The following is a 26,125-nucleotide window of genomic DNA, read 5'->3' on the forward strand; positions in this document are numbered from 1 at the left end:
ATCATTGGCCCATTGGTCTGCGAAAAATAACGAGGCATAACTATGTTCCAGCTTGTGTTCAAAGGGGAGTGCGTGCCGGGCACCGACCCTGCTGCGGTTCGTAATAACGCAAAGGCCCTATTCAAGGCCAGTGTCGAGCAGCTTGACCGCATGTTCAGCGGTCAGCCGGTGGTTATCCGCAACAAGCTTGAGCAGGTGCAGGCTGAAAAATACCAGGCGGTTCTGAAAAAGCATGGCATGGTGGCCTATGTGCAACCGATGGCCGGTGCAGCGCCATCCAGGCCGCAGCCACGGCAGGAACCGGCACCGTCGGCACCGGAACGCCCTGCCAGCCCGGCGCCGGCAGCTACCGGCGCTGCGCAGGACGCTCCCGTCCGAACCGGTAAAACGCCCGAACCGGAGCCCGGTGACCGACTGCCCGTTGCGGGTGAAAAAGTGGATGACATCCTGGCCGGTTCCGGCCTGAGCCTGGACCCGCCCGGAGTCACGTTGGTGGAACACCAGGAAGCCGAAGCCCCCATGTTTGAGCATCTGGACGACTGGACCCTGGCGCCGCCCGGCACCGACCTTGGCGTAGACCGGGTGGTTCCGCCGCCGGTTGTGCCGGATATCTCCCACCTTTCCCTGGCCGACGATGACAAGAAAAAGCACTGATCGCCCGATCTTGAGCCCCCCGAAGCTGTTCGCCATTGCGCTGACGTTGCTGGCCATGCTGGCAGCGCCAGCCTGGGCCCAGTCGCGGCCCGAGGTTCGCCCCAAGGTGGGTCTGGTGCTCAGTGGCGGCGGCGCCAAGGGCATGGCCCATGTAGGTGTGTTGCGTGCGCTGGAAGAAATGAAGGTGCCGGTAGACCTGGTGGTGGGCACCAGCGCGGGCTCCGCCGTGGCGGCCCTGTATGCGTCCGGCATGCCGGTGGAGGAAATAGAACGCCGGTTTATCGAGCTGGACTGGCTGTCCAGTTTCCGGGACGACCCCGGCCGTGCCTACAAGCCGGTGCGGCGCAAGCAGGATGACTGGCGTTTGCCGCTGGCCCCCGGCCTGGGGGTGAGCATGGACGGTATCCGGCTGGGTGGCGGCCTGGTGACCGGCCAGAACCTGGGTTTTATCCTGAACGAACTGACCCGCAATGCCGCGCTGGTGGAGGATTTCGATGAGCTTTCGATCCCGTTCCGGGCGGTGGCCACCGACCTGGAAACCGGGGTGGAAGTGGTGATCGGCAGTGGCGACCTGGCGGAAGCCATCCGGGCCAGTATGAGCATACCGGGAGTCTACGCGCCGGTAGAACGGAGCGGCCGGCTGCTGGTAGACGGTGGTGTAGCCAACAACCTGCCGGTTAGCGTGGCCCGGGACATGGGCGCCGATATCATCATTGCCGTGGATATCACCGACCCGCTGCTGACCAACGAGGAAATGCAGGAAGCCTTTTCGGTGGTTGGCCAGCTGACCACCATGATGACCCGCCGTAATACCGACGATCAGCTGGCCCGGCTGACCGACAGCGACATACTCATCCGGCCGGACCTGGAAGGGCACTCCTCTGCCAACTTTTTTGACGGCCCGGTACTGTTCGAGCTGGGCGCGACCGCTGCCCGCGAACATGCGGTGGCGCTGAACCGGCTGGCGGTTTCCGGCCCGGCCTGGCAGGCCTGGCGGGATTCGGTCGAAGGCGGCATGTGGCAGCCGGGGCCGATCGCCCGGATCGAGTTCACACAGGGTGACCGCCTGGCCAGTGAATTCCTGCGCGAGCGGATTCGCCAGCAAGCCGGTGAGCCACTGGATGTCGAACAGCTGGAAGATGACCTGAAACGCATCTACGGCCTCGGCTATTACGAGACAGTGTCCTGGTCGATGCGCCCGTCTGAAGAGGGACCGGTGCTGATGGTGCGGGCCCGGGAGAAAAGCTGGGGGCCGAACTACCTGTCGTTTGGCCTGAACTACGAAGACAACTTTGACGGCGACACCCGTTTTAACCTGGCCGCGGGCCTGCGTATGACCGAACTGAACCAGCTGGGGGCCGAGTGGCAGACTGCCCTGCAGCTGGGGACCCAGCCCTGGGTGCGCACCCAGTGGTACCAGCCGCTGGATTACGGCTATGACCGGTTCGCGGTGCTGGGCGTGGAATACCGCCAGGATGATTACAGCGTGTACCAGGATGGCGAGCGGATTGCCGAGATTGATGTAGGCTTCCGCCAGATAGACCTGGCAGTAGGTATGGAGCTGGGCCGCAACGGTGAGGTGCGCCTGGGCTACGTGCGCGGGCTGGCGTCAGTGGACGATGAGTTGGGTGCGTCGGTGGCACCTTCTGACCATGTTCATCAGGGCTACGCCAGTGTGCAGTTGGTTCACGACTCCCTGAGCGATACCTTTTACCCGAAATCCGGTGCCTTTGCTGGTATCCGGGGCCGTTTTGAGCGAGACGGGCTGGGCTCTGACCGGGAGTTCGATTCGGTGACCGGCATGCTCCTGGGCACCGGCACCTGGGGCCGGTTCAACCTCACTGGCCTGGCGTACACCCGTCAGGTGGTCAGTGGTGAGCCGGGTATCGAGAATGCGGCCCGCCTGGGTGGCTTCCGGCAGCTGTCGGCCTATGCGCCGGGTGAAATCACCGGTAACGATGCGGCACTATTGTCGGCCTATGCCCGGCGGGAATTCGGCGGGCCGGTGATGCCCTGGTTCGCCGGCGTGGGCTTTGAAACCGGTAACGCCTGGGACACCATGGACGACGCGCGCTGGTCTGGCCTGGTACGATCCTGGAGCCTGTTTGCCGGGGTGAATACCTTCCTGGGCCCGGTGCAGCTGGCCGGCGCCTATAATAATGAAGATGACTGGACCGCCTACTTGAACATCGGCTTCTCGTTTACCCAGCTGTTCTACTGATCCAGCGCCGTCAGTACCTGGTCGCTTTGCTGTTGTGCGTAGCTGTGCAGCAGCGAAGCCAGAGCCTCTTCGTCCCGGTCACGAATGGCCTGGATCGACTCTTCCATATGCTTCAGGTTGTCTTCCAGCACCTGCTTCCCGCCCTGGCGGAAGGCCACAAACGCGCAGCGCTTGGCCGATGGCCACAGGTCTTCAATGGCAGAGACAATAAAGTAATTGTCTGCGTAGGCCAGCGAGGCCTTGGTGTACTCGATGCCCAGCTCCAGGAACGCCATCAGGTCGTTGCTCTGGTAGCAAGCCTGCATCTGGCTGTGCAGTGATTCCAGCCGGGCCATGTCTTCGGGCTGCCACTGCCGTACCAGTTTGCGGCCGGTGTGGGTCAGGTACAGCTCCAGGGTTTCGTACAGGCTTCTGACGAAGTGCTCGTCCAGCGGGGTTACGAAGGCGCCTTTGCGGGGTACGTTCCTGACCAGGTGGCGTTTTTCCAGAAGCAGCAGGCCTTCGCGGATGGAGCCGTGGCTTACGTCCATTTCCTTGGCCATGGCGCTTTCGTAGATGCGCTCGCCGGAACGGAGCTGGCCAAAGGCAATCAGGTTTTCAATGTGGCGGGCAACCTGCTCGGTCAGGGTCTCACGGGGTTTGAATGCGGTCATGGAGTATCGGTTGTTGTCTTGCCGGTTTTCGGGCGGTCATATTGGCACAAGCCTGCACTGAGAACCAGTTCAAAGAAGCGGTGCCAGCAACCGTACGGCACGACAGCCCAGGCGGAACGGAAGTGAGCGGTCCTGGTAGTCGCTTTCGGTCATCAGCCGGCACTGTTTCAGGTCGTCTTCCAGCATTTGCTCTACCTGCCCGATGAACTCCGGGTGGGTGTTGATGGCCATGATCTCGAAGTTCAGGCGCATGGAGCGGTTATCCATGTTGGCGGTGCCCAGGGCCGCATAGCGGTCGTCCACCAGTACCACCTTCTGGTGCATGAAGCCCGGCTGGTAACGATAGATGCCGATACCGGCCTGGCTGGCCTGCACCAGGTAGGAATAGGCCGCTACCCGGATCAGCGGGCTGTCGGATTTCTCCGGAATCAGGATGCGTACATCCACGCCACGAAGTGCCGCCAGCTGCAGCGCGTTCATAATCTGGAAATCCGGCACGAAGTAGGGCGAGGCGATCCACAGCCGGGTTCGGGCGTTGTTGATGCAGTTCAGGAAAAACAGGGTGCAGGTTTCCCAGGTGTCGGCCGGACCGGAGGGCAGTACCAGCACTTCCTGCTGCCCCGGAGGTGGCTCTGCCGGCGCCCATTCCAGCTCGGGACGGTCGTTGCTGGCCCAGTTCCAGTCTTCCAGCCAGGCCAGTTGCAGGCCGATGACCGCCGGCCCTTCGATACGGCAGTGGGTATCCCGCCAGGGCTCCTGGTCCATGGCAGTTCCAAGATATTCGTCGCCCAGGTTGATGCCACCGACAAAGCCGGTGTGGCCGTCACACACCAGCAGCTTGCGATGGTTGCGGAAGTTGATCTGGAAGCGCCGGCGGCGGATGTTGCCGTCGCCAAAGGAAGCAACCCGTGCCCCGGCTGCGCTCAGTTCGTTGAGCCAGCGGCGGGACAGGGAGAAACTGCCGATGTCATCGTACAGAAACCACACCGACACACCTTCCGCCAGCTTGCGCTCCAGGATTTCCTTGATCCGGTGGCCCACCTTATCGGAGCGCACCATGTAAAACTCCAGCAGGATGTAGTGGGTGGCCTGCTCCATGGCTTCGAACAGGGCCTCGAAGGTGGCCTCGCCATCCCGCAGCAGTGTGCAGCGGTTACCGCTGGTAAACGGCTGGCGGCTGAGTTTGCACAGCACCTGCAGTTCATCGCTGAAGTGCCGGTCGCCGGGCTTGGCAATCGACGTACTCTGGTTCTCAAAGGTATCCAGCAGGTCAGACAAATCCTTGTTGCCCATGCGCCGGGCCTTTACGTAGCCGCCAAAGCGGATGCGCCCGAACAGCAGGAACGCCGGCACGGCCAGGTAGGGCAGGCCCAGCAGGGCAATGATCCAGGCAATGGCGCCCTGGGAGGTACGGTAGGTCAGCAGAATGCGATAGATGCAGGCGATGGCTGCCAGGTACAGCAATGCCAAGGGGATGGCGAGCCAGGACAGGGTATCACCGGTCATGCGCTTGCCTCCTGGTGCTTGGCCCGGTATTGCGCGGGGGCCGTGCCGGTCCAGCGCTTGAAGGCGCGGCTGAAGGCGCTGAGTTCGGAGAACCCGAGCAGGAAAGCAATTTCGCCCAGGGCATATTGATCGTCGGCAACATAGCGCAGCGCCTTGTCTTTGCGGACCTGTTCCACCAGGTCGTGGAAGCTCAGGCCTTCTTTTTTCAGCCTGCGGTACAGGGTTTGCCGGCTCATGTGGCATTGCCTGGCCAGGGTGTCGGCGTCAATACGGTCGGTCGCCATTTGCCGGGAGATCAGCCGGCGTACTTTGCGGCTGAATGACCGGCGGGTTTGCAGCCGGGCCAGTACGGCGTTTACCTGTTTCAGTACCGCCGAATACACATAGGGGTTGCGGTGCGGAATGCGGTGCCCCAGGTGCTTGCTGGCAAAGGCCATGCGGGTAATGCCACAGCCGAACAGGACCTGGCCGCCGAACAGCTTCTGGTATTCCGCGGCGTAATCCGGTTCCGGGTGGGCAATTTCCACCCAGTCTGCCTCGATGCCCCGATGAATAAAGTGCCGGGTGCGGCACAGGGCGGCGGCCAGGGTGCGGTCCATGTCCTGCCGGCAGTAGTGGGCCGGGTTATCCGGTTGCCAGGTCAGAATGGCCTGCTCCGGCGTCTGCTCGAAGCTGAGCGTCACCGATTCATTGATCAGCCGGTGCAGCCGTACGTATTGGACAACAGCTTCTCCCAGGGTGTCGCAATTGAAGAAGACATGGCCTACCAGCCCCATGCGTTCCGGGTCGATCACCTGGCCGGCGTGCAGGCCCACGCCGGGGTCTGCGGTCAGTTGCTCGGCCAGTTCCCATAGCTGGTAGTGAATGCCGGCGGGAATGCGCAGGTCCGGGTCATCCAGTTCTTCCAGGCGCACGCCTGCGATGTCTTCCACCCGGGCACGGTCCAGCAGCCCCCGTTTTTCGAGGTAATGCACCAGCGCAAGGGTGCTGGAGGCCGCCACATGGGGCGTTGTTGCTGGATCCGCTTGGGGATGCATGGTGTTCGCTGGCTCCGCGGTTCGGTTCAGGCTGATACAAAATGTCAAACGATTGGCACAGCTGGTCAACGGGTATCAACACCTTAAACGATAGCATGTGTGGCAACAGGTTGAAGTAGCCTTAACGCCAATTGGAGGTGTTGTATGACACAGGAAATCTTTGTTCCCCGTACCCAGAGCGAGCGCGAAAACATTGTGGCGCTGGCTGAGTATCTGGACAGCATCTTCTATTGCTGATTTCTCAGTCGTAATGTCTGTGACCATTTAGCCGGGCCTTTGCCCGGTTTTTTCTGCCTGAAATTCCCCTTGCCCCGTGCACTGGCGGTGGTAGTGTATCCGGTTCATTCAGATAACCGGAGGTTGCCTGCGTATGGGCGTTGAACTGAATCACCGTATTTCCGGCCAGGGAGAGCCGCTGATCCTGTTGCACGGATTGTTCGGATCCCTCGAGAACCTGGGCGGCATTGCCCGCCGGCTGGAAGATAACTGGCAGATTCACGCGCTGGACGAGCGCAACCACGGCAGTTCTCCCCACAGTGATGAAATGAACTATCCGGCCATGGCCGCCGATATCATCGCCTACATGGATGCCCAGGGGCTGGGTCAGGCCACTATTCTGGGCCACTCAATGGGTGGAAAGGTGGCCATGCAGGTGGCCCTGAGTTATCCGCAGCGGGTGAAAGCCATCATCGTGGCGGACATTGCCCCGGTGACCTACCACCCCCGCCATGACGACATCCTCGAAGGTATGAAAAGCCTCGACCTGAACGGGGTCAAATCCCGCAAACAGGCAGACGAGCGGCTGGCAGAATTCGTGGAAATCCCCGGTGTGCGCCAGTTCCTGCTCAAGAACCTGGAACGTATTCCGGCTGAAGAGCAGACCGACAGCGATATCATCTTCCGCTGGCGCCTGAATCTGCCGGTAATTGATGCCCATTACCAGAACCTGGCGGACGCACCGGAGGGTGATGGCCCGTTTGAAGGGCCGGTGCTCTTTATCAAGGGCGCAGACTCCGCCTACATCCAGGAAAAACACCAGGACACCATCCGCCGCCTGTTTCCGAACGCCGAACTGAAAATCATCGAAGGCACCGGCCACTGGCTGCACGCCGAAAAAGCCGATACCTTCGCCACCCTGTGCCGGCGGTTTCTGGAACAGTAAGGTGTGATGCGGCCATTGCCGGTAACCGGTGGATGTCTGCTAAGGTGAGTGGTCCCAAACGAAGAATCATAAAACGGATCGGGCGTGCATGATGAAATGGTTACTGGCCGCAATATTGGTGCTCTTTGTGCTGGTGGGCAGTTTTCTGCTGACACCATCTCCTGTCGACAGCAAGGCCTGGGAGCCGCCCGAACCCCCGGCCCTGACCGGAATCCTGGCGCCCAATAACCAGCTGCGACAGGCCGATCTGCTGGCCCGGGGCCAGGTGTACGGCCCGGAAGACACCACGGTGGATGCCAACGGCGTGCTCTATACCGGCACCCAGGACGGCAAAATCGTTCGGGTATTTCCTGACGGCCGGGTGGAAACCTGGCTGCAGACCGAAGGCCGGCCACTGGGCATGGTGTTTGACCGCCAGGGTAACCTGATTGTGGCGGATGCCTGGAAGGGCTTGCTGTCGATAGCGCCGGACGGTGAGATTACCGTGCTTACCCGGGAAGCTGAAGGCACACCGTTCCGGTTTACCGACGATGTGGTTGTCGCCACGGATGGTCGTATCTACTTTACCGATGCCAGCTCCCGCTTCCGCCAGCCGGATTACATCCTGGACCTGCTGGAAATGCGCCCCCACGGTCGCTTGCTGCGCTACAACCCGAAAACCCGCAGAACCGAAGTACTGCTGCGTAACCTGTATTTTGCCAATGGCGTGGCGGTGTCTCCGGATGGTGACTACCTGCTGGTAAACGAAACCTGGAAATACCGCATCCTGAAATACTGGATCAACGGCCCGAAAGCCGGCCGTACCGAAGTGTTTGCAGACAACCTGCCCGGTTTCCCGGACAACCTGGCCGTGGATGAGCAGGGCCGTTACTGGGTTGCCTTCCCGACCCTGCGCAACCCCCAGGTGGACGCCATGCACCGCCGGCCCTGGATGAAGAACCTGGTTGCCCGCCTGCCTGCCGGCTTCCAGCCCGAGCCGGAGGAATACGGCCTGGTAGTGGCCTTTGATGACCGCGGCCGTATGCTCACCAGCCTGCACGACACGACCGGCAGCCATTTGCAGGAAATCACCTCGGTGAACCCGCACAACGGCTTTCTATACTTTGGTTCACTTCACAATGACCGCATCGGCCGGCTACCTTTGCAGGCTATTTCCGGTCTGGGGGAGCAGCCTTGAGCGATGAAACAGCCATGAGTGAGTCACAATCACACAACTGGGATCTGCCGGATCCGTTCATCCTGCCCATCACCGTGCGGGAAGAAGACACCGACCGCCTCGGCCACGCCAATAACGTGGTCTACGTGCGCTGGATGGAAGACGTCAGCTGGGCCCACATCGAAAGCCTGGGGATGACCTGGGCCCTGCACGAAGAAACCGGCAAGGCCATGGCCATCACCCACACCGAGGTGGATTACCTGTTGTCTGCCAATGCCGGCGACGAGCTGGTGCTGGGTACCTGGCTGACGGACTGGGACGGCCGGTTCCGCTCGGCCCGTCAGTTCCAGCTGATTCGCGTGGCCGATGGCAAAACCCTGCTGCGGGGGCTTTCAATCCATGCCTGCGTGGATATGAAGAGCCAGCGGCCGTCCCGGGCACCGAAAGCCTTTGCCGAAATCCTCTCCGGTGCCCTGGTGCCGGGTGGTCGTGGTTTGCCCCTATAAAGCCTGCCGGGTGAAATTCTGCTAGTCTGAAGCTGAAACTGCGCGCCTGTTCAGGCGCTTGACTCATTGTTGTCTGGAGACACCCATGGAATCCTCTGAAGCAACTGACGCTGTGCCGATGCGCCACGTGGTCTATGACCGGTTTGGGGGCAGTGATGTTCTGCAGGTAACGGAGTCTCCGGTACCTGTGCCCGCCGGAGGCGAAGTGTTGATTCGAGTCCACGGCGCCGGCCTGAACCCCATCGACTGGAAAACCCGCAAAGGCCTGGGCTTTGTCGCCACTCAGATCGAAGGCCGCATGCCGTGGACCCCGGGCTACGATGCCGCCGGTGAGGTAGTGGCCGTGGCTGATGACGTGACCACCCTGGCTCCAGGGGACCGGGTGATGGGCATGATCGGCTTTGCCGAATCTGGCGGGGCCTATGCCCAGTATGCCGTGGCCCGGGCTGACGAACTGGCCATCGTGCCGGAAGAGCTGGACCTGGTTACCGCAGGGGGCGTGCCGCTGGCGGCGCTGACGGCCTGGCAGGCGTTGTTTGAAGTGGCCGGGCTGGAGTCCGGGCAGAAGATTCTGATCCACGCCGGGGCTGGAGGCGTTGGCCACTTTGCCGTGCAGTTCGCCCTGGAACGCGGTGCCCATGTGATTGCCACAGCGTCTGCCAGCAACCGGGATTTCCTGGCCGAGCTGGGCGTGCATGAAGTGATTGATTACCACACCACCGACATTGCGGACGAGTGCTACGGGCTGGATGTGGTGCTGGATTTGATCGGTGGTGAAACCGGCAAGCGGTCATTGCAGACCCTGTCGGAATCCGGTGTGCTGGTGACCATTCCCACGGTGACCGCCGATGAGGTGGTCAGTGCCGCGGAAGCCATGGGCGTAAGAGCCCATGGTATGAAAACCCGGCCGGACGTTTTCCACCTGGAAGAAATTGCCGAGCTGATCGAAGACGGCGATGTGCGGGTGCACGTTGACCGGGTATTCCCGCTTGAGCAGGCCCGCGACGCCCACGACCTGCTGGAAGCAGGCCACGTGCGGGGCAAGCTGGTGCTCGACTGCCGCTGATCTGTCCCCGCTGGATTCAGCAGGCCGTCAGGCCTGCTGCTCTCCGTTGTCGGCGGGTTTCTGGTCGTCGCTATCGGATGCCCGCTCTTTCCGTTCTTTCTGGGGCTGTGGTGGCACCAGGCTGATCAGAACCCAGTCGTCTTCCGGTTCCAGGTCATCCATCGCTTTCACCGGATGTATGTGTTCCCTCCCGTCCATCACAAACAGCACCAGGGCTTCGTTCTGGTACTGGTTCAAGAACTGCTCGTAACTGAACTCCTCGCTCAGCTGGGTGGTCTTCACCGTATAGCCCTGGCTCACCAGGCTGGCCAGCTTGGCATAGCTCACACCGTCAAACAGACCCCGGGTCTGCTGCACCTTGCCGGCGGTTTGCAGGCGGGCGCGCTGGTCCTGATCGCCTTCTGTCAACCCGAATACCGAGTGCTCCCCGAACCAGTCCAGGAAGTGATAAGTGGCCAGGCTGTTCATCTGTTTGTACGGCGACAGGATCAGCAGGTTGCCGATGCCGGTCAGGTCCATATGTTTTGCAGCATGTTCCGAGGCCGGGTTGCCGAAATACACCGGCAGGTTCTCCATGCGGGCCTGGCGCACGTTTTCCCAGTTGGTATCGGTCAGCATGGCCGGAATTTCGTGTTTTTTCAGGGCCTGGGCAATCAGGCGGGCTACCGGGTTGGCACCCAGAATCAGGAAGCCATGGGCCGGCGGTTCCTGTACGCCCAGCAGCTTGGCGACCGGCCGTGCCGTCAGGCTCTGGATCACCACCGTGGTAATGATCAGCATGAACACCAACGGCACCAGCACGCCGGCGCTCTCATAGCCGATCCGTTCCAGCTGGAAAGCGAACAGGGCGGAGACAGCAGCTGCCACGATACCCCGGGGCGCAATCCAGCTCAGGTAAAGTTTGTCTCGCCATGTGAGGGACGTACCGATGGCCGACAGAAAGATACTGGCAGGCCGGGCCACCAGCATCAGGCAGGCCAGCACTGCCACCAGGCCCCAGCCCAGGTCGGCAATGGCGGTAAATTCTACCCGGGCGGCAAGGATGATAAACAGGGCCGAGATCAGCAGTACGCTGAGGGATTCCTTGAACTCCAGGATGCTGTCGATCGGCACCTGTTTCATGTTGGCCATCCAGATGCCCATTACCGTCACGGTCAGCAGGCCGGACTCATGGGCCATCTCGTTGGAAATGGCAAACACGCCGAGCATGAAGGTCAGGGTGCCGGCATTGTGCAGGTACTGGGGAATCCAGTGCTTGCGAAGCACCAGGCCATTCAGGTAACCGGCAGCCGCACCGATCAGGAAACCCACCAGCAGGGTTTTGCCGAAAATATACAGGGAGTGGCTGAAGACATTGCCCTGGCCCCAGGACACAATTCCTTCGAACACCAGCACCGCCAGCAGGGCGCCGACCGGGTCAATGATAATGCCTTCCCAGGTCAGGATATTGGCCAGCTTGGAGGTGGGCCGCACCGCCCGTAGCAGCGGTGCAATCACCGTTGGCCCGGTTACCACGGAAATGGCACCAAACAACAGGGACACTTCCCACGACACCTCCAGGATCCAGCGGGCGGCCAGGGTGCCGATAATGCAGGTAACAATGGTGCCGACCGGGATCAGGTTGCGCACCATCTTGCCGTGGCCTTTGATTTCCTCGTACCGGAGCGTCAGGCTGCCTTCGAACAGAATGATGGCCACCGCCAGCGAAATCATCGGAAACAGGATGTCGCCAAAGATATCTTCCGGATGCAGAAAGCCCGTTACCGGGCCGGCGATGATGCCGCCAGCGAGCAGAAACAGGATGGCCGGCATACGAACCCGCCAGGCAGCCCATTGGCAAATCAGGGAGGTAACGCCGATACCTGCGAGGATCAGGGTGGTGCTAATGGCCATAAGCGGGTTCCGGTTGGTTAATTAAAGGTTGGCTTTGCGTGCAATTCTGTTCAGCAGCCGGGACGCGGCAAAGAATCCGAAGCTGGCGGTTACCGGGCTGGCGGCGCCAAAACCCGAGGCACAATCCAGCCTTACCGGGCCGTCTGTGGCCGGCTTCTGCAGGCACACTTCGCCATCGGCCGCCGGATAAGTCAGCTGCTCCAGAGAGTATACGGCCTCAATGCCAAAACGCCGCTTGGGATTTCGCGAAAAGCCGTATTCCCGACGCAGCATATTACGAACCTTGGCCAGCAATGGATCCTGGGTGGTCTTGCTCAGGTCCGCCACCTGGATCTGGGTCGGGTCCATCTGCCCCCCGGCACCGCCGGCACAGACAATCGGAATCTTGCGCCTCTGGCAGTGGGCAATCAGCGCCGCTTTTGCCTTCACGCTGTCGATGGCATCCACCACGCCGGTCATGTCTTCTGTGATCAGCTCACCGACATTCTTCACCGTGAGAAAGCCGAAATGCACCCGAATGTCCGCCTGGGGATTGATGGCCCGCAACCGCTCCGCCATGGCATCGGTTTTGGTGCGACCATACTGGCCCTCCAGCGCGTGTAGCTGCCGGTTAGTGTTGGAGACACAGATGTCGTCCATATCAATCAGGGTGATCGTGCCAATACCGCTGCGCGCCAAGGCCTCCGCCGCCCAGGAACCGACGCCGCCGAGACCGACAATGGCGATGTGAGCATGGCGGAAGGCATTCAGGGCCTTGCGGCCGTAGAGGCGTTCTATGCCTCCGAAGCGGAAAGCGTAGTCGTCGGTCTGTGCAGGGTCTGATGCCATTGAGGCTTTCCGGTAGGCAGAAGAGTTCAACATGAATTTGGCGCAGATTGTACCGCAGCGAGCCTCCTGACGACCATGTGGGTTCAGAACAAAAAGGCGGGCTCATGGGAGCCCGCCTTTTTGCCGCTGCTTGGTTGCGGGTCAGGTCTTAGTTTGTCTCGGTCAGAATCACGAGCCCCAGTTCATCCGGATCGCCCTCGGTGGGTTCCCAGCGCAGTGCAAACAAGCCAAGTGAGGCGTCTGCATTGAAGAACCCATCCAAGGTTGTTGAACCCTCAGAGCTACCGACGGTTATCGTCGTTGCACCGTTGGCACTGATGCTGGCAGAGGCCTCTGCACCATCCACCATGTCGGTAGAAACAGATAGCTGCCCACCCAGGGTGGTCTTTTCTACTTCCAGGAAGCTACCGCTGATTGCGCCTTCGGTTTCACTTGCCATGGTCAGGAAAGTATTGAACTTGCTGCTGGAAAGCAGGAAACGCTCCTGAGTATCCAGTTTCATCGAAATAAGTTGTAACCGGTATTGCTTGCCTGCCACGCTGGGCCCACTGTCTGTGGGCAGCTTGGTCATCAGGGTCATGTCGAGCTCAGAGTAACTGCCAAGCTCGCCATCGCCGCCAGACATGACAATGAAGTCGCCGGTATCGTTAATAAAACCATCGGCAGGCTCACCACCGGCCTCTGTGATATCACCGGAACTGTCGACAACAAAGGTGCCAGTGTCCGCTGGGTCTGTAATCGGCACATAGCCCGGGCCACTTGCTGAAAGACTGATCTGGTGACCATGTCCTTCCATGACCTCTGCGTAGTTGAAGTTTCCATTGCCGTCGAAGGTGATGGTGTTGACTTCGGTTTTCAGTATCAGCTCACCGGTCGTGATTTCAGACGCGATATAAACCCGGCCAAACTGGCCTGACAGGTCGCTGCTCTGAAAGTTGGTTGGTTGCCGTGCAAAGACCTCAAAAGACCGGGAGATCTCGTCGCCCAGTTTCTGGGAGGGGTCTAGCGCATCGGGTGTGCCGTCGTCGTTGGTATCGATCACGGCGTAACGAACGCTGGCTTCATTGGGTTGGACAAAAAACAGGCCTCGCTCACCAGCCTGCACCAGATTGTAGGTTACTGCAGGCCAGCGCCAGCCTTCCTCCTCTTCGATTTCCTCTTCGAACTCGCCCTGGATAGCGAGGATGCCCGATTGGGTCAGAATGCCGTCGAAGGTTTCATTAACCTCTTCGAATTCGAACTCATGGTTGAGCCATTCAGCGCTGGACAAGGATGGGCCTCCCCGGCTTCCGTAGAGATCATCTTCATCGACCAGGGTGACGTTGACGACGTTTTCGCCACCGTCTGCCAGCTGAAAACTGGATGCCCACAAACTGTGGGCATAGGTGCCCGAACTGTGATTTTCAGCGTCGTGGAGTTCAAGTGCGAAGGCGGCGCTCCGGTAATCGCCAGCGACTGTGCTGGCCTCACCCTTGCCACCGGCTACCACGGCAACCTCGCTCTCTACGAAATCGCCGACTTCGCTCTCCAGTGTGCTGAACATTTCATCAAGATTGGCCCCGGCAGTCAGATCAAACTCTTCAACCTTGCCACTGAGTTTGACCACATCGGTGACAACCAACTGATCTAGGTCGGCACCCGTCTCGATGAACTTGCGAAGAACAAACTCGGACACCGGGTTTATATCGACGTCTTTTTCGACAACCTGTGCGCGCAGTTGCTTATTGTTTTGCCCGGTAATTCGAACCACGAGATTACCTGCAAGGTTAACGCCTTGCGGCAGTGTTAGCTTGTAGTTTCCTGTTGTTGACGTGGCGGTTTGAGCGAGCACGTCGCCGATTTGGTTGCCCTCATCATCCACGCGAATGAGTTCTACCGTGGCACCTTTTACGGGGTTGAGCCCGGTAATGGCTGCAGCGACAGGAGCTACAACAAAGTTCAATGCGACTTCAAAAATACTCGGCTGGGTAAAGCTGGCTATAGTACCTTCTTCACCAGGAGCGGTGGCGGTACCTGAAATAGTTTCTCCGGATACTGTCTCGCCCCCGGTACTCCCTCCACCGCTACTTCCTCCACATCCCGCAATACCAACAACCGAAGAGACCGCTGCGGCCAACGCCAGTTTTTTAAAACCGTTCATAACAACTCCTTGATTCAAAAAAGTACCCTGATTCGCCGGATGAACCAGGCTCTGCCCGAAGGCTCCCTGAGGAAGGGTTATTGAGATATAGCAAGGGTGGTCGGGGGGCGCCCCACCCGTTTGGGGAGTGCGGGCCGGCTATTTGTATGAAATGTGTAACTATGAGCGGTTGGAATATCTTTGAAACCTACACTAAATTGTGTAGGAAACATCGATACAAGAGTGGTCTGCTGTGCATTTCTCCGACCGGGAAAACTTTTTCAACCACGACTTCCATGAACTGATTGGCCTGATCTACGATTCGGTCACCTCGGAACAGGGTTTCTTTCCGTTTCTGAAGCGGTTTATCCAGGTGTTTAACGGCCACAGTGCATCGTTTGCAATTTATAACACTGCGGCAAATTCTCTTCTCGGTGCCTGGACCGTGAATATTCCCGAAGAGGCTCTGCGTTTCTATTCCGAACATGTTTCCCACCGGGACGTACTGGTTGAAAAAGCGATATCGGTCAACCGCCAGGGTAGCTGCAGGTTTGTCGCCAGTAACCTCGATCTTGGCCCCGATGTTAAGCGCTTGCGGCGCGATACCCGGGCCGAAGAGTGGTTAGAGAGCTACGGGGCTTGTGAAGCGGCCGGAGCGATTGCCTATATGGATGGGCACTACCTGAACTTTTTCGGAATGCAGCGCTCTCCGGATCAACCTGAATTCAGTTATGAAGAACTCACTGTCTTTGATGGATTCTTACCCCACCTGCATCGAGCTGTGGGCCTGTATACCCGGCTGATGCAGCGGCGGTGTGGTCCGGCGGTTGAGCGGTTGGTGCTCGAGCGTGTCAATCGAGGCATCATCGTTTGTGATGCATCTTTCCGGGTGGCCTTCAGGAATGGCAAAGCGGATGACACCCTGAAACGCAACGCCGGTTTAAGGGTAAACAGTGATGGCATGCTGGTGGCTCATGGAAACGAGAGTGCGCGGCAGTTTGCCGTCCTCTTATCGGCTGCTGTTGAAGCGTCAATTGCCAGGCGGGAGCTTGAGGACCAGGTTTTCAGCCTTGAACACGGACAGCAGCGCATCACGCTGGTGGTGACTCCGCTGCAGGGAACGGCTGAGGCAGGGAGCCTGGCGCAGGGGGCGCTCGTTACATTGCACGATTGGAGCTGGAGCAACGAAATCAGCGACGACCTGCTGAAGAGTCTGTTCGATCTGACGGATGCGGAAGCGGTGGTTGCGGCTGAGCTGGTTGGTGGCCAGAGCTTGTCGGATATTGCGCAAACCTCGGGGCGGTCACGGGAAACCGTGAAGTATCACCTAAACAATATATTCCGTAAAACCGGCACCCGTCGTCAGGGCGAGTTGGTGTCACTGTTGTCCCGGGCCTGCACCTCTGTTTGATTATCTGTCCACAAAAAAAGCCGCGCAAAGCGCGGCTTCAAGAAGGTACCAACCTCACAAGGAGGCGGGTTGGACTAGTTCAGAGACACTAATCAACGCATTCATTATTGACCGGAAACATGTCTTGATAAAGGTCATGAATGGACATTTACCGGTCATTTCCGGCCAGATTTTTGGTCTGGCCGGCATTTGTGGCCGCTCAGGCCACCCAGTGCTCATCGGAAAGCGACATCAGGCTGTCCTTTCCGCTCTGGATGTCTTTCAGCAGCCAGTCGGTTTCCGGCATCAGCTTTTCGAAGTAGAAGCGGGCCGAGGCCTGCTTGCTTTCCAGTAATGGCTTGTTGCCTTCGCCGGCTTCGAGTTGCTGGCCGGCAACGCCCGCCATCCGCGACCACAGGTATCCGATCACGGTCAGGGCCATCAACCGCAGGTACGGGGTGGCTGCGGCGCCGGCCTGCTCCGGGTCTTTCGGGGCGTTTTGGGCCAGCCACAGGGTGGCCTGTTCCAGGCCCTTGATGGCACCTTTCAGTTCTTCCCGGTAGGGTGCTTCCGGGTTGTCCTTCAGGTAGCCGGTCAGCTCGGCAAACAGGGCGCGTACCAGCTGGCCACCTTTCAGGGCCAGCTTGCGGCCCACCAGGTCCATGGCCTGGATGCCGTTGGTGCCTTCGTAGATGCGGGCGATCCGGCCATCACGCACCAGTTGTTCCAGCGGCCAGTCCTGGGTAAAGCCGGAGCCGCCCAGCACCTGCTGGCCCCAGTTGGCGTTGTTGTAGCCTTCGTCGGTCAGGAAGGCTTTGACCACCGGTGTCAGTAACTGAACCAGGTCGTCGGCGTTTTCCCGCACGTGTTCGTCCGGGTGCGCCACTGACAGGTCCAGCTGGTGGCCGGTAAACAGGGCCAGCGCACGCATGCCTTCGTTCAGTACCTTCTGGCGCATCAGCATGCGGCGTACATCCGGATGTACGATGATCGGGTCTGCCGGGCCGTCGGGATTCTTCGGGCCACTCAGGGAGCGGCTTTGCAGGCGCTCTTTGGCGAAGGCCAGGCTTTCCTGGTAGGCCATTTCAGCCAGCCCCAGCCCCTGCATGCCTACCATCAGGCGGGCCTCGTTCATCATGGTGAACATGGCGCTCATGCCCTTGTTGGGCTCGCCCACCAGCCAGCCCTTGGCGCCTTCGAAGTTCATCACGCAGGTGGCGGAGCCCTTGATGCCCATCTTGTGCTCCAGGCCACCACAGAAGGCCGGGTTGCGTTCGCCGGAATCCGGCAGGAACTTGGGCACCACAAACAGGGAAATACCCTTGGTGGTATCCGGTGCGCCCGGCAGCTTGGCCAGTACCAGGTGCACAATATTGTCGACCAGGTCGTGTTCGCCGCCGGTGATCCAGATCTTGGTGCCCTCGATGGCGTAGCTGCCATCGTCGTTCGGGGTTGCCCTGGTGCGGATCAGGCCCAGGTCGGTGCCGCACTGGGGCTCGGTCAGGCACATGGTGCCGGTCCACTCGCCGGAGATCAGTTTCTCCAGGTAGGTCTGCTTCAGCTCGTCGGAGCCGTGGGCATGAAGGGCGCTGATGGCGCCATGGGTCAGGCCCGGATACATACCCAGCGACAGGTTGGTGGAGCAGACCATTTCATCCACCACGAATTTCAGGGTGTGGGGCAGGCCCTGACCACCGAACTCGATGGGTGCGTCCAGTGCTGTCCAGCCACCTTCCACGAATTTGTCGTAAGCGGCCTTGAAGCCGTCCGGGGTTTTGACCAGCTTGGTCTCCGGGTCGTAGCTGCAGCCCTGGCGATCGCCAACCTGGTTGGTGGGCTGGATCACTTCCGCGGCCAGTTTGCCGGCTTCGTCGATCACGGCCGAGATCAGGTCGGGCGTGGCATCGGCGTATTTTTCCAGTTCGTGCAGCTTGTCTGCACCAAGGACATCAAACAGCAAAAAGCGAAGATCATTGGCAGGTGCCTGATATTGCATGGACTCTCTCCTGTTATCGGTGGGTAGCTCGGGCTACCGGTATTCGCCTTGCACGGTGGGTACAAAGTCGATGTGGTCATTCATACGGCTGTTTGAATGTTTTGGTTTGCTGCAGGCGAGCCCGATTGGATGGTTTTTTCGTATGGTTGGAATGAATCGGATTGATCACAACCTTCATCACAATTCTGATCACAACTGGGGAGAGCAGAATGGCAACCATCATTGCCGGTATATCGGGCGCGATTGGCCAGGCACTGGCCTTGAAGTATCTGGATGAGTTTCCGGGGCAACCGGTGATTGGGCTTTGCCGGAATCCGGACAAGGCAACGGAAGCGATGGGTAAGCCGCCAGGACTGCACCTTCGGCCCTGGGACGCGGAGTCTGCAGTGCCGCTGGAGGTGGATGATGAACTGGCACAAACGCTGGCGGATTCCGGAGGCATTCACCGGCTGGTCTACGCCGCCGGGTTGCTGCACGACGACCGCATGTTTCCGGAGAAGCGCCTTGAGGACCTGACGGCGGATAATCTGGCCAGGGCCTTCCAGGTGAACTGTGTCGGGTTCGGGCTTCTGGTGCAGGCGTTGTCGCCCTGGTTCCGGGGGCCGCAGCTAACCCGTGTGGCCGCCATTTCAGCCAAGGTGGGCTCCATCAGCGATAATCACCTGGGTGGCTGGTATGCCTACCGCTGCTCGAAAGCGGCGCTGAATATGCTGGTGAAAAACCTGTCGGTGGAGCTGCCCCGGCGTTATCGGCCTGTAGCCTGCGTGGCGCTGCATCCGGGAACCACCCGGTCGGGGCTGAGTGAACCGTTCAGCCAGTCTCTGGCGAACCTGACGGTGCACGAGCCTGAGGGCACGGCAGACAATCTGTTCCGGGTTATTGAAGCCTTGCAGGAGCATGATAACGGCCGCTTTATCAGCTGGGATGGCAGCGACTTGCCTTGGTAAAAGCGGGGAAAAAGCCGCCGCAGACGGGCTGCGGCGGTAAAGGTCATCGAATAAACGGGTTCAGAAGGCGGGTAAAGGTGCCGGTAAGCTTCAGCGGTGCGCTCAGAACCGACAGGGTAATGCAGTCTTCGCAGCCAACGGCTACCGGTTTGTGTTCGTCTTCCTCGTTCAGCACGACGAAGTCCCACTGATTGAACACGCCCTTCTGGTCCGAGAAAGCACCCTGCAGCACGATGGTGGTTTCAGTACCACGGTGGGTGTGGGCCGGAGCCTTGCCACCTGCTACCAGTTTTTGCAGCACCACACGCTCGCCCTGGCCGGGGAACTTCTCGGTGATGTCCAGCACGCTGACATCACCCAGCTGACGTTTCCAGGGCAGGTCGTTGATGTCGTCGCCCAGCAGCTTCTGCAGCGGGCTCATGCGCGGCGCTTCTGCGATTGGGGAAACCGGCTCCGGCGCGCTGTCGATACGGGACATCAGCTGCTCGAAACTGGTATCAGACACACTGACTTTGGGCTGTTCGGCCATCATCACGGCGCCCAGGCTGTTCAGGGTGTCTACCCGGCTTCTGCAGTGAGCACACTGGTCCAGGTGCAAACGGATGCACAGGGCGTGGGGCTCCGTGAGGTTGCCCGCACTGTACTCCATCAGGCTCAGGCTGTCGGGGTGGTGCCGTGTCATACGTTCTGGTCCTGCAAAATCACTTTCAGCTTGTTCAATGCCAGGCGTACCCGGCTCTTAACGGTACCCAGCGGGATATCGAGCTCGTCGGCCACCATCTGGTGCGATTTGTGCTCCATGTATACCTTGGCAATCACGGTAATCTGCTCTTCCGGTAACTGGCTGAGGGATTCGCGAATGCGCCGCTCAGACATCAGACGATGAAGGGAGGTTACCGGTTCATCTTCGTTTTCGCCGGGAATCTGCCACAAATCTTCGGTTTCCACGGCCATTTCAGCGCTGGTGCGCTGCATTTTACGCAGCATGTCGATGCGCTGGTTACGGGCGATGGTGAAAATCCAGGTAGACGCGGCGGCCTTTTTCCAGTCGTACAGGCAAGAGCGGCGCCAGATCGAAATAAAAACTTCCTGTACCAGCTCCTCGGCATGGCTGGCCAGGCCGTTGGAGATGGCGTAGTACTTGATCTGTGGTGCAAAGTGCTCGAACAGGGCGTGATACGCGGCCCGATCCTGGCTCTTGCCGACTTTTTCCAGCAGGGCGCCCCAAGGGTCCTTGCTGCGGCCCTCGGCTTTGGCGGGTTGCTTATCCAGTGTCGTCACCGGACGCTCCTTGACGGTCGCATGATTTGAGCTGGCTAATCTGATCATTCTATGCACTCACCACAGTGTTGTCAGTGAGTGTTTTTACGCCAGCCCGAAAGGTTCGGATTGCTCCGGGCGAAATTAATGCTGAAAGTTATTCTTCCAGGTAGGTGTAACCTTCCAGACCTGCTGTCAGCTCATCCAGCAGCTGTTGCTGAAGGCCGGGTTCGAGAGTGCTGGCCCGGAATTTTTCCCGGTAGGCCTGCAACAGTGTGTCCGGCTCGAAGTTTACATAGCGCAGCACCTTGGCCACGGTATCACCGGTGATGGGTTTCCCGATCCGGTAGTTTCCTTGTTCGTCCAGCCGAACATCCACCGAATGGGTGTCGCCGAACAGGTTGTGCATGTCGCCCAGAATTTCCTGGTAGGCGCCGGTCATGAAAAAGCCCATCAGCAGGGGCTCATCCGGATTATGTTCCGGCAGGGGCAGGGTGGTTTCGATGCCCTGGCCATCCACGTACTGGTCGATGCGGCCATCGGAGTCACAGGTAATGTCCTGGATAACCGCCCGCCGGTTCAGGGGCCGGTTCAGGCCGTTGATCGGCATCACCGGGAAGATCTGGTCGATGCCCCACACGTCCGGCAGGGACTGAAACAGGGAGAAGTTTACGAACAGCTTCTCGGCCAGCTTTTCGTTGAGTTCGTCGATGATTTCCCGGTGCGCACGGTTGGCACTGTCCAGCTGGCCGCGCAGCAGGCGGCAGCAACTGGTATACAGGGTTTCTGCCTGGGCCCGTTCCTGCAGTGACAACAGGCCATGGGCGAACTGGGCGTGCACGTCGGTCATGGCGTGCAACACGTCGTGGTAGATCTCGGCCAGGGAGCGGGGGGAATCGTTGTCGTTAAGGCTTTCCAGGTCCCGCCACAGATCCTGCAGGGGCGCCGGTGCTTCCTCGGCGGGTGCTGCGGGTTCACGGTGGTCCGGTTCTTCCCGGTCGATCACGTTGGTCACCAGCACTGAATGGTGGGCGGTCAGGGCCCGGCCGGACTCACTGATCAGGTCCGGATGCGGCAAACTCTGGCGGTCGCATTCTGCCTGCAGTACGTGCACCACGTTGTAGGCATACTCGAACACCGTGTAGTTCATGGAGCAGCTGCTGCGGGAGCGGGTGCCTTCATAGTCCACACCGAGGCCGCCGCCGATATCCACGGTGCCGATGGGCGCGCCCAGCTGGCGCAGCTCGCTGTAGAAGCGGGCGCATTCCTTCAGGCCGGTCTGGATGTCGCGGATGTTGGCAATCTGCGAGCCCAGGTGGAAGTGCAGCAGCTGCAGGGTGTCCAGGGCGCCGGCCTGTTTCAGGGTGTGGACTACATCCAGCACCTGGCTGGCGGACAGGCCAAACTTGGATTTTTCACCGCCGGTGTTCTGCCAGTTACCTTTACCAATGGTTGCCAGCCGGGCCCGCACACCAATCAGCGGGGCCACATCGAGTTTTTTGGCTTCGTCCAGGATCAGAGGCAGTTCGGATTGCTTCTCTACCACAATGAATACCCGGTGCCCCAGCTTCTGGCCGATCAGCGCCAGGCGGATGTATTCCCGGTCTTTGTAGCCGTTGCAGATAATCACCGAACCACTCTGGCGCGATAACGCCAGCACCGCCATCAGCTCCGGCTTGCTGCCGGCTTCCAGCCCCACCTGGTTGGCCGAGGCGGCAGGTTCAGCCGCCAGCAGTTCTTCCACCACCCGGCGCTGCTGGTTTACCTTGATGGGATACACTGCGGTGTAACGGCCCTGATAGCCGTGTTCTTCGGTCACCTTGTTGAACGCGCCGCACAGTTTGTTGACCCGGTCGTGCAGGATATCGGTAAAGCGGATCAGCACCGGCAGGGCAATGCCGGCGTCGGCCAGTGAGGCAGTGAGGTCTGGCAGGTTGATACTGGCCTCGCTGCGGCCCCGGTCCGGGCGTATCTCCACCTGGCCCTGCGGGTTGACGGAGATATAGCCGTCGCTCCAGTGGGCGATGTTGTAAACCTTGTGGGCCGGCGATGCGGTGGTTTCAGCCATTGTTGCTATCCTGTCAGGAAACCCGGGGTGGCCGGCAAAGCGGCGTCAGGCTGCATTGTAGGAGCTGACCGCTGCCCCTACAATACGCCTCTTTTCAGATGCCCGGGCGCAATGCAGTGGCACACAGTGGGAGACAGACATGACAGCATTGAACGAAGGCTGGTTTACCGAGGTATTCCAGGACCAGGGCACCGCCTTTTCCCTGCAGGTTAAAGGTAAGCTTCACGAGGAACAGACCCCGTTCCAGAAGCTGGAAATCTACGAAACCGAAACCTTCGGCAACCTGATGGTGCTCGATGGCTGCGTGATGCTCACTACCCGGGACAACTTTCTGTACCACGAGATGATGACCCACCCGGCCCTGTTCACTCACAAAGACCCGAAAAAAGTGGTGATTGTGGGAGGTGGCGACTGTGGCACCCTGAAAGAAGTGCTCAAGCACCCGGGTGTGGAAGAAGCCTGGCAGGTGGAAATCGACGAGCGGGTAACGCGCATGTCGGAAAAATACTTCCCGGAGCTGTGTGAAGCTAATGGTGACCCCCGCGCCAATTTCTTCTTTGGTGACGGTATCCAGTGGATGCGGGACATCGAGCCCAACAGCATCGATGTGTTGATTATCGACAGTACCGACCCGGTCGGCCCGGCCGAAGGCCTTTTTGCCCTGGATTTCTATCGCGATGCCATGGCCGCGTTGCGTGATGGCGGCATCATCGTTCAGCAAAGCGAATCGCCGTTGCTGCACACCGGCAGCATCATCAAGGATATCCACACCGATATGCGCAAGGCCGGTTTCGGCCACGTGCAGACTTTGCCGTTCCCGCAACCGGTTTACCCCACCGGCTGGTGGAGCTGCACCATGGGCAGCAAGGATAACCCGCTGAAGTATTTCCGCGAGGAAGACGCCAGCAACCGCCCGTTCGTCACCCGTTACTACAATGCCGGTATTCACCACGGTGCCCTGGCTATGCCGCAGTTCATGGTGGATGCCCTGGAAGACGAGGTGCACCCGGAAGAGGGTTGATTAAAAATTGGACAGGCTCCGGGGTTGGTCTAAACTGGTTGCAATGGTCATCTAATGGCCAGTCTTCCGTTTAGCAGTCAGAAGGAGTTGTTATGGATGTCCGTAGCGGTGAACAGGAACGTCACTGGTTCCGGAGCGAGCGGTTTTCGTTGGTGAACGGGCAATGGTATTTCCAGACCCGGGAAGGGACCGTAGAAGGGCCTTTCGACGATATCCACGAAGCGGAAATGGAATTGCTGCTGTATCTTCGCCATGCCGAAAATGCCCTGTTTCAGGGGGTGGGTTAGTTCCGTCAATCATCCAGTAAAACAAGAGGGGCGCCAACCGGCGCCCCTCTTGCGTTTGGGTTTGCAGCGGGATTACTGCTTGCCGCTGACAAACTCCGGATAGGCTTCCATACCGCATTCGGAGAGGTCGACACCTTCGTACTCTTCCTCTTCGGTCACACGGATGCCCATGACAGCCTTCAGGATACCCCAGACGACCAGACTGGCTACGAATACCCAGATAAAGATGGTCAGGGCGCCGATGATCTGGCCGCTGAAGCTGACATCGCCGTTGGTAACCGGTACCAGCAGCAGGCCCAGCAGACCACAGACACCGTGGGCAGAGATGGCGCCGACCGGATCGTCGATGCGCAGCTTGTCCAGAGTGACGATGCTCAGTACCACCAGGATGCCGCCCAGGGCGCCCCAGATAGTGGCTGTCAGCGCGCTCGGGGTGGATGGCTCGGCGGTGATTACCACTAGACCGGCAATCGCACCGTTCAGCAGCATGGTCAGATCAGCCTTGCCAAACATCAGGCGAGCGGTGATCAGGGCGGCAATAGCGCCACCGGCAGCGGCTGCGTTGGTGTTCAGGAACACCATGGCCACGGAGTTGGCACTGGCGACGTCGCCGAGTTTCAGTACAGAACCACCGTTGAAACCGAACCAGCCCATCCACAGGATGAAGGTACCCAGAGCGGCCAGCGGCATGTTGGCGCCCGGGAAGGCACGGATTTCACCGTTGGGGCCGTATTTGCCTTTACGCGGGCCAAGCAGCAGTACACCAGCCAGGGCCGCAGCGGCACCTGCCATGTGTACGATGCCGGAGCCGGCGAAGTCACTGAAGCCAAGATCACCGAGGTTGTACATACCGAACACATCGGCGCCACCCCAGGTCCACGCGCCTTCCAGCGGGTAGATAAAGCCAGTCATGAAGACCGCGAATACCAGGAACGCCCACAGCTTCATGCGCTCAGCAACCGCGCCGGACACGATGGACATGGCGGTGGCCACGAACACGACCTGGAAGAAGAAGTCAGAGGCCGCTGAGTAGATGGAGCCGCCGGTGAAGCCGTCTTCACGGGTGGCGAAGTCACCCAGTACGCCGTCCACGTCCACATCGGCGATGCCGGAGAGGAAGATGTTACCGCCGTACATGATGGCGTAACCGCACACCAGGTACATGGTGCAGGCCACGGCAAAGAGCGCGACGTTCTTGGTCAGGATTTCGGTGGTGTTTTTAGCACGCACCAGGCCGGACTCGAGCATGGCAAAGCCTGCGGCCATCCACATGACTAATGCGCCACACACGAGAAAATAAAAGGTATCTATTGCATACTGCAGGTGAAAGAGATTGCTTTCCATAGGAAGCCCTCCGCACAAGGCTCTTCAGGTTATAAGTTTTTTGCGTTGGCTAGGTGTCAGTTCTGGATCAGACCGCTTCTTCGCCGGTTTCGCCTGTCCGGATCCGGATAGCCTGTTCCAGTTCAGTCACGAATATTTTGCCGTCGCCGATCTTGCCGGTATTGGCTGCCTTGGTGATGGCTTCGATGACCTGGTCCAGCAGGTTGTCGCCAATGGCGATCTCCACTTTGACCTTGGGCAGGAAATCCACCACGTATTCCGCGCCACGATAGAGCTCTGTGTGGCCTTTCTGCCGACCGAAGCCTTTGACTTCAGTGACGGTTACGCCTTGTACGCCAATCTCGGATAGTGCCTCACGGACATCATCCAATTTGAAAGGCTTGATGATCGCTGTCACAAGTTTCATTGCTTTCTCCTTGGTAAATGCTGCCACCTCGCACATCAATTGTGCGGATTGCGTACGAGGTCTATAGCATCGGGTGTGCCAACGCAAAAAAGGTATTTGTTATCAGTAAGTTAAAAATACCTGGTTCCAGAATGGCGCAAGCGCCTGCACCGTTGTGGTGCGTGCTGCAGGGCTGCGGTCCAAAAATGCGCAGGCCCGGTGGCCATCCGGCGGCCATTATAATGCCGACCGGGTACAGTATGGCAGGGCCTGCGGTGTGATACACTCCCGCAAACCCGGTTACTGCCATGGCCAATAGTCTGAATTGGCCGGCAATCCGATTTGAATGAAGTGTTATTTGCGAGGTTTTCTATGAAAGGGCCGCAGGATTTCTTTGCACAGTTGCAGGGCCAGTTTGGCCAGTTTGTTCCCGACATGGCCCGTGCCGCCCGGGAAGATTTTGAGACCCAGGCGCGGGCTACCGTTATGACCGTGCTGTCCCGCCTTGAGCTGGTGACCCGGGAAGAATTCGATGCCCAGCAGGCGGTGTTGATGAAAACCCGCGAAAAAGTCGAAGCGCTGGAAAAACGGGTAGCCGAACTGGAGCAGAAGCTGCAGTCGTAAAT

General features: G+C 59.5%; 23 protein-coding genes. 11 read left to right on the top strand and 12 right to left on the bottom strand.

The window, feature by feature from the left end; genetic code table 11:
- Positions 1–42 precede the first annotated feature (42 nt).
- Both B9Q17_RS10505 and B9Q17_RS10510 read left to right on the top strand, forming a co-directional pair.
- Positions 43–654: a hypothetical protein gene (locus tag B9Q17_RS10505; protein WP_094625184.1), complete on the top strand. Its 612-nt coding sequence runs from the start codon at positions 43–45 to the stop codon at positions 652–654.
- Entirely contained in the window at positions 635–2,875 is a 2,241-nt protein-coding gene (locus B9Q17_RS10510) for a patatin-like phospholipase family protein (protein ID WP_094625185.1), read from the top strand. Before B9Q17_RS10505 ends, B9Q17_RS10510 begins: the two co-directional genes overlap by 20 nt.
- On the opposite strand, the gene B9Q17_RS10515 is transcribed toward B9Q17_RS10510, so the two are convergent.
- From B9Q17_RS10515 to B9Q17_RS10525, 3 genes are all read right to left on the bottom strand, one after another.
- The gene (locus tag B9Q17_RS10515; protein ID WP_094625186.1) at positions 2,869–3,528 is read right to left on the bottom strand and encodes a GntR family transcriptional regulator; all 660 of its coding nucleotides are present in this window, start codon (positions 3,526–3,528) and stop codon (positions 2,869–2,871) included. The two genes, B9Q17_RS10510 and B9Q17_RS10515, sit on opposite strands and share 7 nt — an antisense overlap.
- A 69-nt stretch (positions 3,529–3,597) precedes the next feature.
- Entirely contained in the window at positions 3,598–5,034 is a 1,437-nt protein-coding gene (cls, locus tag B9Q17_RS10520; RefSeq protein WP_094625187.1) for a cardiolipin synthase, read from the bottom strand.
- The gene (locus tag B9Q17_RS10525) at positions 5,031–6,071 is read right to left on the bottom strand and encodes an AraC family transcriptional regulator (protein WP_094625278.1); all 1,041 of its coding nucleotides are present in this window, start codon (positions 6,069–6,071) and stop codon (positions 5,031–5,033) included. Before B9Q17_RS10525 ends, cls begins: the two co-directional genes overlap by 4 nt.
- A 370-nt stretch (positions 6,072–6,441) precedes the next feature.
- On the opposite strand from B9Q17_RS10525, the gene B9Q17_RS10530 reads away from it, so the two are divergent.
- The 4 genes from B9Q17_RS10530 to B9Q17_RS10545 all read left to right on the top strand — a co-directional run bounded on the left by B9Q17_RS10530 (position 6,442) and on the right by B9Q17_RS10545 (position 9,961).
- Complete coding sequence (locus B9Q17_RS10530) at positions 6,442–7,233, top strand: alpha/beta fold hydrolase (RefSeq protein ID WP_094625188.1); 792 nt, start codon at positions 6,442–6,444, stop codon at positions 7,231–7,233.
- Between the two features lie 91 nt (positions 7,234–7,324).
- Positions 7,325–8,410: an SMP-30/gluconolactonase/LRE family protein gene (locus tag B9Q17_RS10535; protein WP_094625279.1), complete on the top strand. Its 1,086-nt coding sequence runs from the start codon at positions 7,325–7,327 to the stop codon at positions 8,408–8,410.
- Between the two features lie 14 nt (positions 8,411–8,424).
- The gene (locus tag B9Q17_RS10540; RefSeq protein WP_094625280.1) at positions 8,425–8,895 is read left to right on the top strand and encodes an acyl-CoA thioesterase; all 471 of its coding nucleotides are present in this window, start codon (positions 8,425–8,427) and stop codon (positions 8,893–8,895) included.
- Between the two features lie 85 nt (positions 8,896–8,980).
- Positions 8,981–9,961: an NADP-dependent oxidoreductase gene (locus B9Q17_RS10545; RefSeq protein WP_022987571.1), complete on the top strand. Its 981-nt coding sequence runs from the start codon at positions 8,981–8,983 to the stop codon at positions 9,959–9,961.
- A 27-nt stretch (positions 9,962–9,988) separates the two neighbouring features.
- Here B9Q17_RS10545 and B9Q17_RS10550 read toward each other — a convergent pair whose 3' ends face one another.
- The 3 genes from B9Q17_RS10550 to B9Q17_RS10560 form a co-directional block, all read right to left on the bottom strand.
- Positions 9,989–11,854: a cation:proton antiporter gene (locus B9Q17_RS10550; protein ID WP_094625189.1), complete on the bottom strand. Its 1,866-nt coding sequence runs from the start codon at positions 11,852–11,854 to the stop codon at positions 9,989–9,991.
- A 21-nt stretch (positions 11,855–11,875) separates the two neighbouring features.
- Complete coding sequence (tcdA, locus tag B9Q17_RS10555) at positions 11,876–12,682, bottom strand: tRNA cyclic N6-threonylcarbamoyladenosine(37) synthase TcdA (RefSeq protein ID WP_094625281.1); 807 nt, start codon at positions 12,680–12,682, stop codon at positions 11,876–11,878.
- A gap of 148 nt (positions 12,683–12,830) precedes the next feature.
- Positions 12,831–14,822 (bottom strand): hypothetical protein, encoded by a 1,992-nt coding sequence (locus tag B9Q17_RS10560; RefSeq protein WP_094625190.1) that lies wholly within the window; start codon positions 14,820–14,822, stop codon positions 12,831–12,833.
- Positions 14,823–15,054: 232 nt separating this feature from the next.
- Here B9Q17_RS10560 and B9Q17_RS10565 point away from each other — a divergent pair, with 232 nt between their 5' ends.
- On the top strand, positions 15,055–16,212 hold the full coding sequence (locus B9Q17_RS10565; protein WP_094625191.1) for a helix-turn-helix transcriptional regulator: 1,158 nt from the start codon (positions 15,055–15,057) through the stop codon (positions 16,210–16,212).
- A gap of 199 nt (positions 16,213–16,411) precedes the next feature.
- On the opposite strand, the gene B9Q17_RS10570 is transcribed toward B9Q17_RS10565, so the two are convergent.
- Complete coding sequence (locus B9Q17_RS10570) at positions 16,412–18,187, bottom strand: acyl-CoA dehydrogenase C-terminal domain-containing protein (protein WP_094625192.1); 1,776 nt, start codon at positions 18,185–18,187, stop codon at positions 16,412–16,414.
- A gap of 209 nt (positions 18,188–18,396) precedes the next feature.
- Between B9Q17_RS10570 and B9Q17_RS10575 the strand changes: the two genes are divergently transcribed.
- Entirely contained in the window at positions 18,397–19,134 is a 738-nt protein-coding gene (locus B9Q17_RS10575; protein WP_094625193.1) for an SDR family oxidoreductase, read from the top strand.
- A gap of 43 nt (positions 19,135–19,177) precedes the next feature.
- On the opposite strand, the gene B9Q17_RS10580 is transcribed toward B9Q17_RS10575, so the two are convergent.
- The 3 genes from B9Q17_RS10580 to speA form a co-directional block, all read right to left on the bottom strand.
- A complete protein-coding gene (locus tag B9Q17_RS10580) occupies positions 19,178–19,816 on the bottom strand; it encodes a ChrR family anti-sigma-E factor (protein ID WP_022987577.1) in 639 nt (212 codons plus the stop codon).
- Positions 19,813–20,415 (bottom strand): sigma-70 family RNA polymerase sigma factor, encoded by a 603-nt coding sequence (locus B9Q17_RS10585; protein ID WP_094625194.1) that lies wholly within the window; start codon positions 20,413–20,415, stop codon positions 19,813–19,815. The genes B9Q17_RS10580 and B9Q17_RS10585 overlap by 4 nt, the downstream gene beginning before the upstream one ends.
- 136 nt (positions 20,416–20,551) lie before the next feature.
- The gene (gene speA / locus B9Q17_RS10590; protein ID WP_094625195.1) at positions 20,552–22,462 is read right to left on the bottom strand and encodes a biosynthetic arginine decarboxylase; all 1,911 of its coding nucleotides are present in this window, start codon (positions 22,460–22,462) and stop codon (positions 20,552–20,554) included.
- A 139-nt stretch (positions 22,463–22,601) separates the two neighbouring features.
- Here speA and speE point away from each other — a divergent pair, with 139 nt between their 5' ends.
- Positions 22,602–23,483 (top strand): polyamine aminopropyltransferase, encoded by an 882-nt coding sequence (gene speE, locus B9Q17_RS10595; RefSeq protein ID WP_094625196.1) that lies wholly within the window; start codon positions 22,602–22,604, stop codon positions 23,481–23,483.
- Positions 23,484–23,575: 92 nt separating this feature from the next.
- On the top strand, positions 23,576–23,770 hold the full coding sequence (locus B9Q17_RS10600) for a DUF6316 family protein (protein WP_094625197.1): 195 nt from the start codon (positions 23,576–23,578) through the stop codon (positions 23,768–23,770).
- Positions 23,771–23,842: 72 nt separating this feature from the next.
- Here B9Q17_RS10600 and B9Q17_RS10605 read toward each other — a convergent pair whose 3' ends face one another.
- Complete coding sequence (locus B9Q17_RS10605) at positions 23,843–25,114, bottom strand: ammonium transporter AmtB (RefSeq protein ID WP_094625198.1); 1,272 nt, start codon at positions 25,112–25,114, stop codon at positions 23,843–23,845.
- Positions 25,115–25,181: 67 nt separating this feature from the next.
- The gene (glnK, locus tag B9Q17_RS10610) at positions 25,182–25,520 is read right to left on the bottom strand and encodes a P-II family nitrogen regulator (RefSeq protein ID WP_011784068.1); all 339 of its coding nucleotides are present in this window, start codon (positions 25,518–25,520) and stop codon (positions 25,182–25,184) included.
- A 351-nt stretch (positions 25,521–25,871) separates the two neighbouring features.
- Between glnK and B9Q17_RS10615 the strand changes: the two genes are divergently transcribed.
- Positions 25,872–26,123 carry an accessory factor UbiK family protein gene (locus B9Q17_RS10615; protein ID WP_022987582.1) on the top strand — a complete coding sequence of 84 codons (252 nt, stop codon included), beginning with the start codon at positions 25,872–25,874 and terminating at the stop codon, positions 26,121–26,123.
- Positions 26,124–26,125: the final 2 nt, after the last annotated feature.

This window comes from Marinobacter vinifirmus, from assembly GCF_002258215.1.
Lineage (GTDB): Bacteria > Pseudomonadota > Gammaproteobacteria > Pseudomonadales > Oleiphilaceae > Marinobacter > Marinobacter vinifirmus.

Bases quoted from the DNA above. Each gene is read 5' to 3' on its own strand.
- B9Q17_RS10505 (WP_094625184.1), top strand. From the start codon at position 43: ATGTTCCAGCTTGTGTTCAAAGGGGAGTGCGTGCCGGGCACCGACCCT.
- B9Q17_RS10510 (WP_094625185.1), top strand. From the start codon at position 635: ATGACAAGAAAAAGCACTGATCGCCCGATCTTGAGCCCCCCGAAGCTG.
- B9Q17_RS10515 (WP_094625186.1), bottom strand. From the start codon at position 3,528: ATGACCGCATTCAAACCCCGTGAGACCCTGACCGAGCAGGTTGCCCGC.
- cls (WP_094625187.1), bottom strand. From the start codon at position 5,034: ATGACCGGTGATACCCTGTCCTGGCTCGCCATCCCCTTGGCATTGCTG.
- B9Q17_RS10525 (WP_094625278.1), bottom strand. From the start codon at position 6,071: ATGCATCCCCAAGCGGATCCAGCAACAACGCCCCATGTGGCGGCCTCC.
- B9Q17_RS10530 (WP_094625188.1), top strand. From the start codon at position 6,442: ATGGGCGTTGAACTGAATCACCGTATTTCCGGCCAGGGAGAGCCGCTG.
- B9Q17_RS10535 (WP_094625279.1), top strand. From the start codon at position 7,325: ATGAAATGGTTACTGGCCGCAATATTGGTGCTCTTTGTGCTGGTGGGC.
- B9Q17_RS10540 (WP_094625280.1), top strand. From the start codon at position 8,425: ATGAGTGAGTCACAATCACACAACTGGGATCTGCCGGATCCGTTCATC.
- B9Q17_RS10545 (WP_022987571.1), top strand. From the start codon at position 8,981: ATGGAATCCTCTGAAGCAACTGACGCTGTGCCGATGCGCCACGTGGTC.
- B9Q17_RS10550 (WP_094625189.1), bottom strand. From the start codon at position 11,854: ATGGCCATTAGCACCACCCTGATCCTCGCAGGTATCGGCGTTACCTCC.
- tcdA (WP_094625281.1), bottom strand. From the start codon at position 12,682: ATGGCATCAGACCCTGCACAGACCGACGACTACGCTTTCCGCTTCGGA.
- B9Q17_RS10560 (WP_094625190.1), bottom strand. From the start codon at position 14,822: ATGAACGGTTTTAAAAAACTGGCGTTGGCCGCAGCGGTCTCTTCGGTT.
- B9Q17_RS10570 (WP_094625192.1), bottom strand. From the start codon at position 18,187: ATGCAATATCAGGCACCTGCCAATGATCTTCGCTTTTTGCTGTTTGAT.
- B9Q17_RS10575 (WP_094625193.1), top strand. From the start codon at position 18,397: ATGGCAACCATCATTGCCGGTATATCGGGCGCGATTGGCCAGGCACTG.
- B9Q17_RS10580 (WP_022987577.1), bottom strand. From the start codon at position 19,816: ATGACACGGCACCACCCCGACAGCCTGAGCCTGATGGAGTACAGTGCG.
- speA (WP_094625195.1), bottom strand. From the start codon at position 22,462: ATGGCTGAAACCACCGCATCGCCGGCCCACAAGGTTTACAACATCGCC.
- speE (WP_094625196.1), top strand. From the start codon at position 22,602: ATGACAGCATTGAACGAAGGCTGGTTTACCGAGGTATTCCAGGACCAG.
- B9Q17_RS10600 (WP_094625197.1), top strand. From the start codon at position 23,576: ATGGATGTCCGTAGCGGTGAACAGGAACGTCACTGGTTCCGGAGCGAG.
- B9Q17_RS10605 (WP_094625198.1), bottom strand. From the start codon at position 25,114: ATGGAAAGCAATCTCTTTCACCTGCAGTATGCAATAGATACCTTTTAT.
- glnK (WP_011784068.1), bottom strand. From the start codon at position 25,520: ATGAAACTTGTGACAGCGATCATCAAGCCTTTCAAATTGGATGATGTC.
- B9Q17_RS10615 (WP_022987582.1), top strand. From the start codon at position 25,872: ATGAAAGGGCCGCAGGATTTCTTTGCACAGTTGCAGGGCCAGTTTGGC.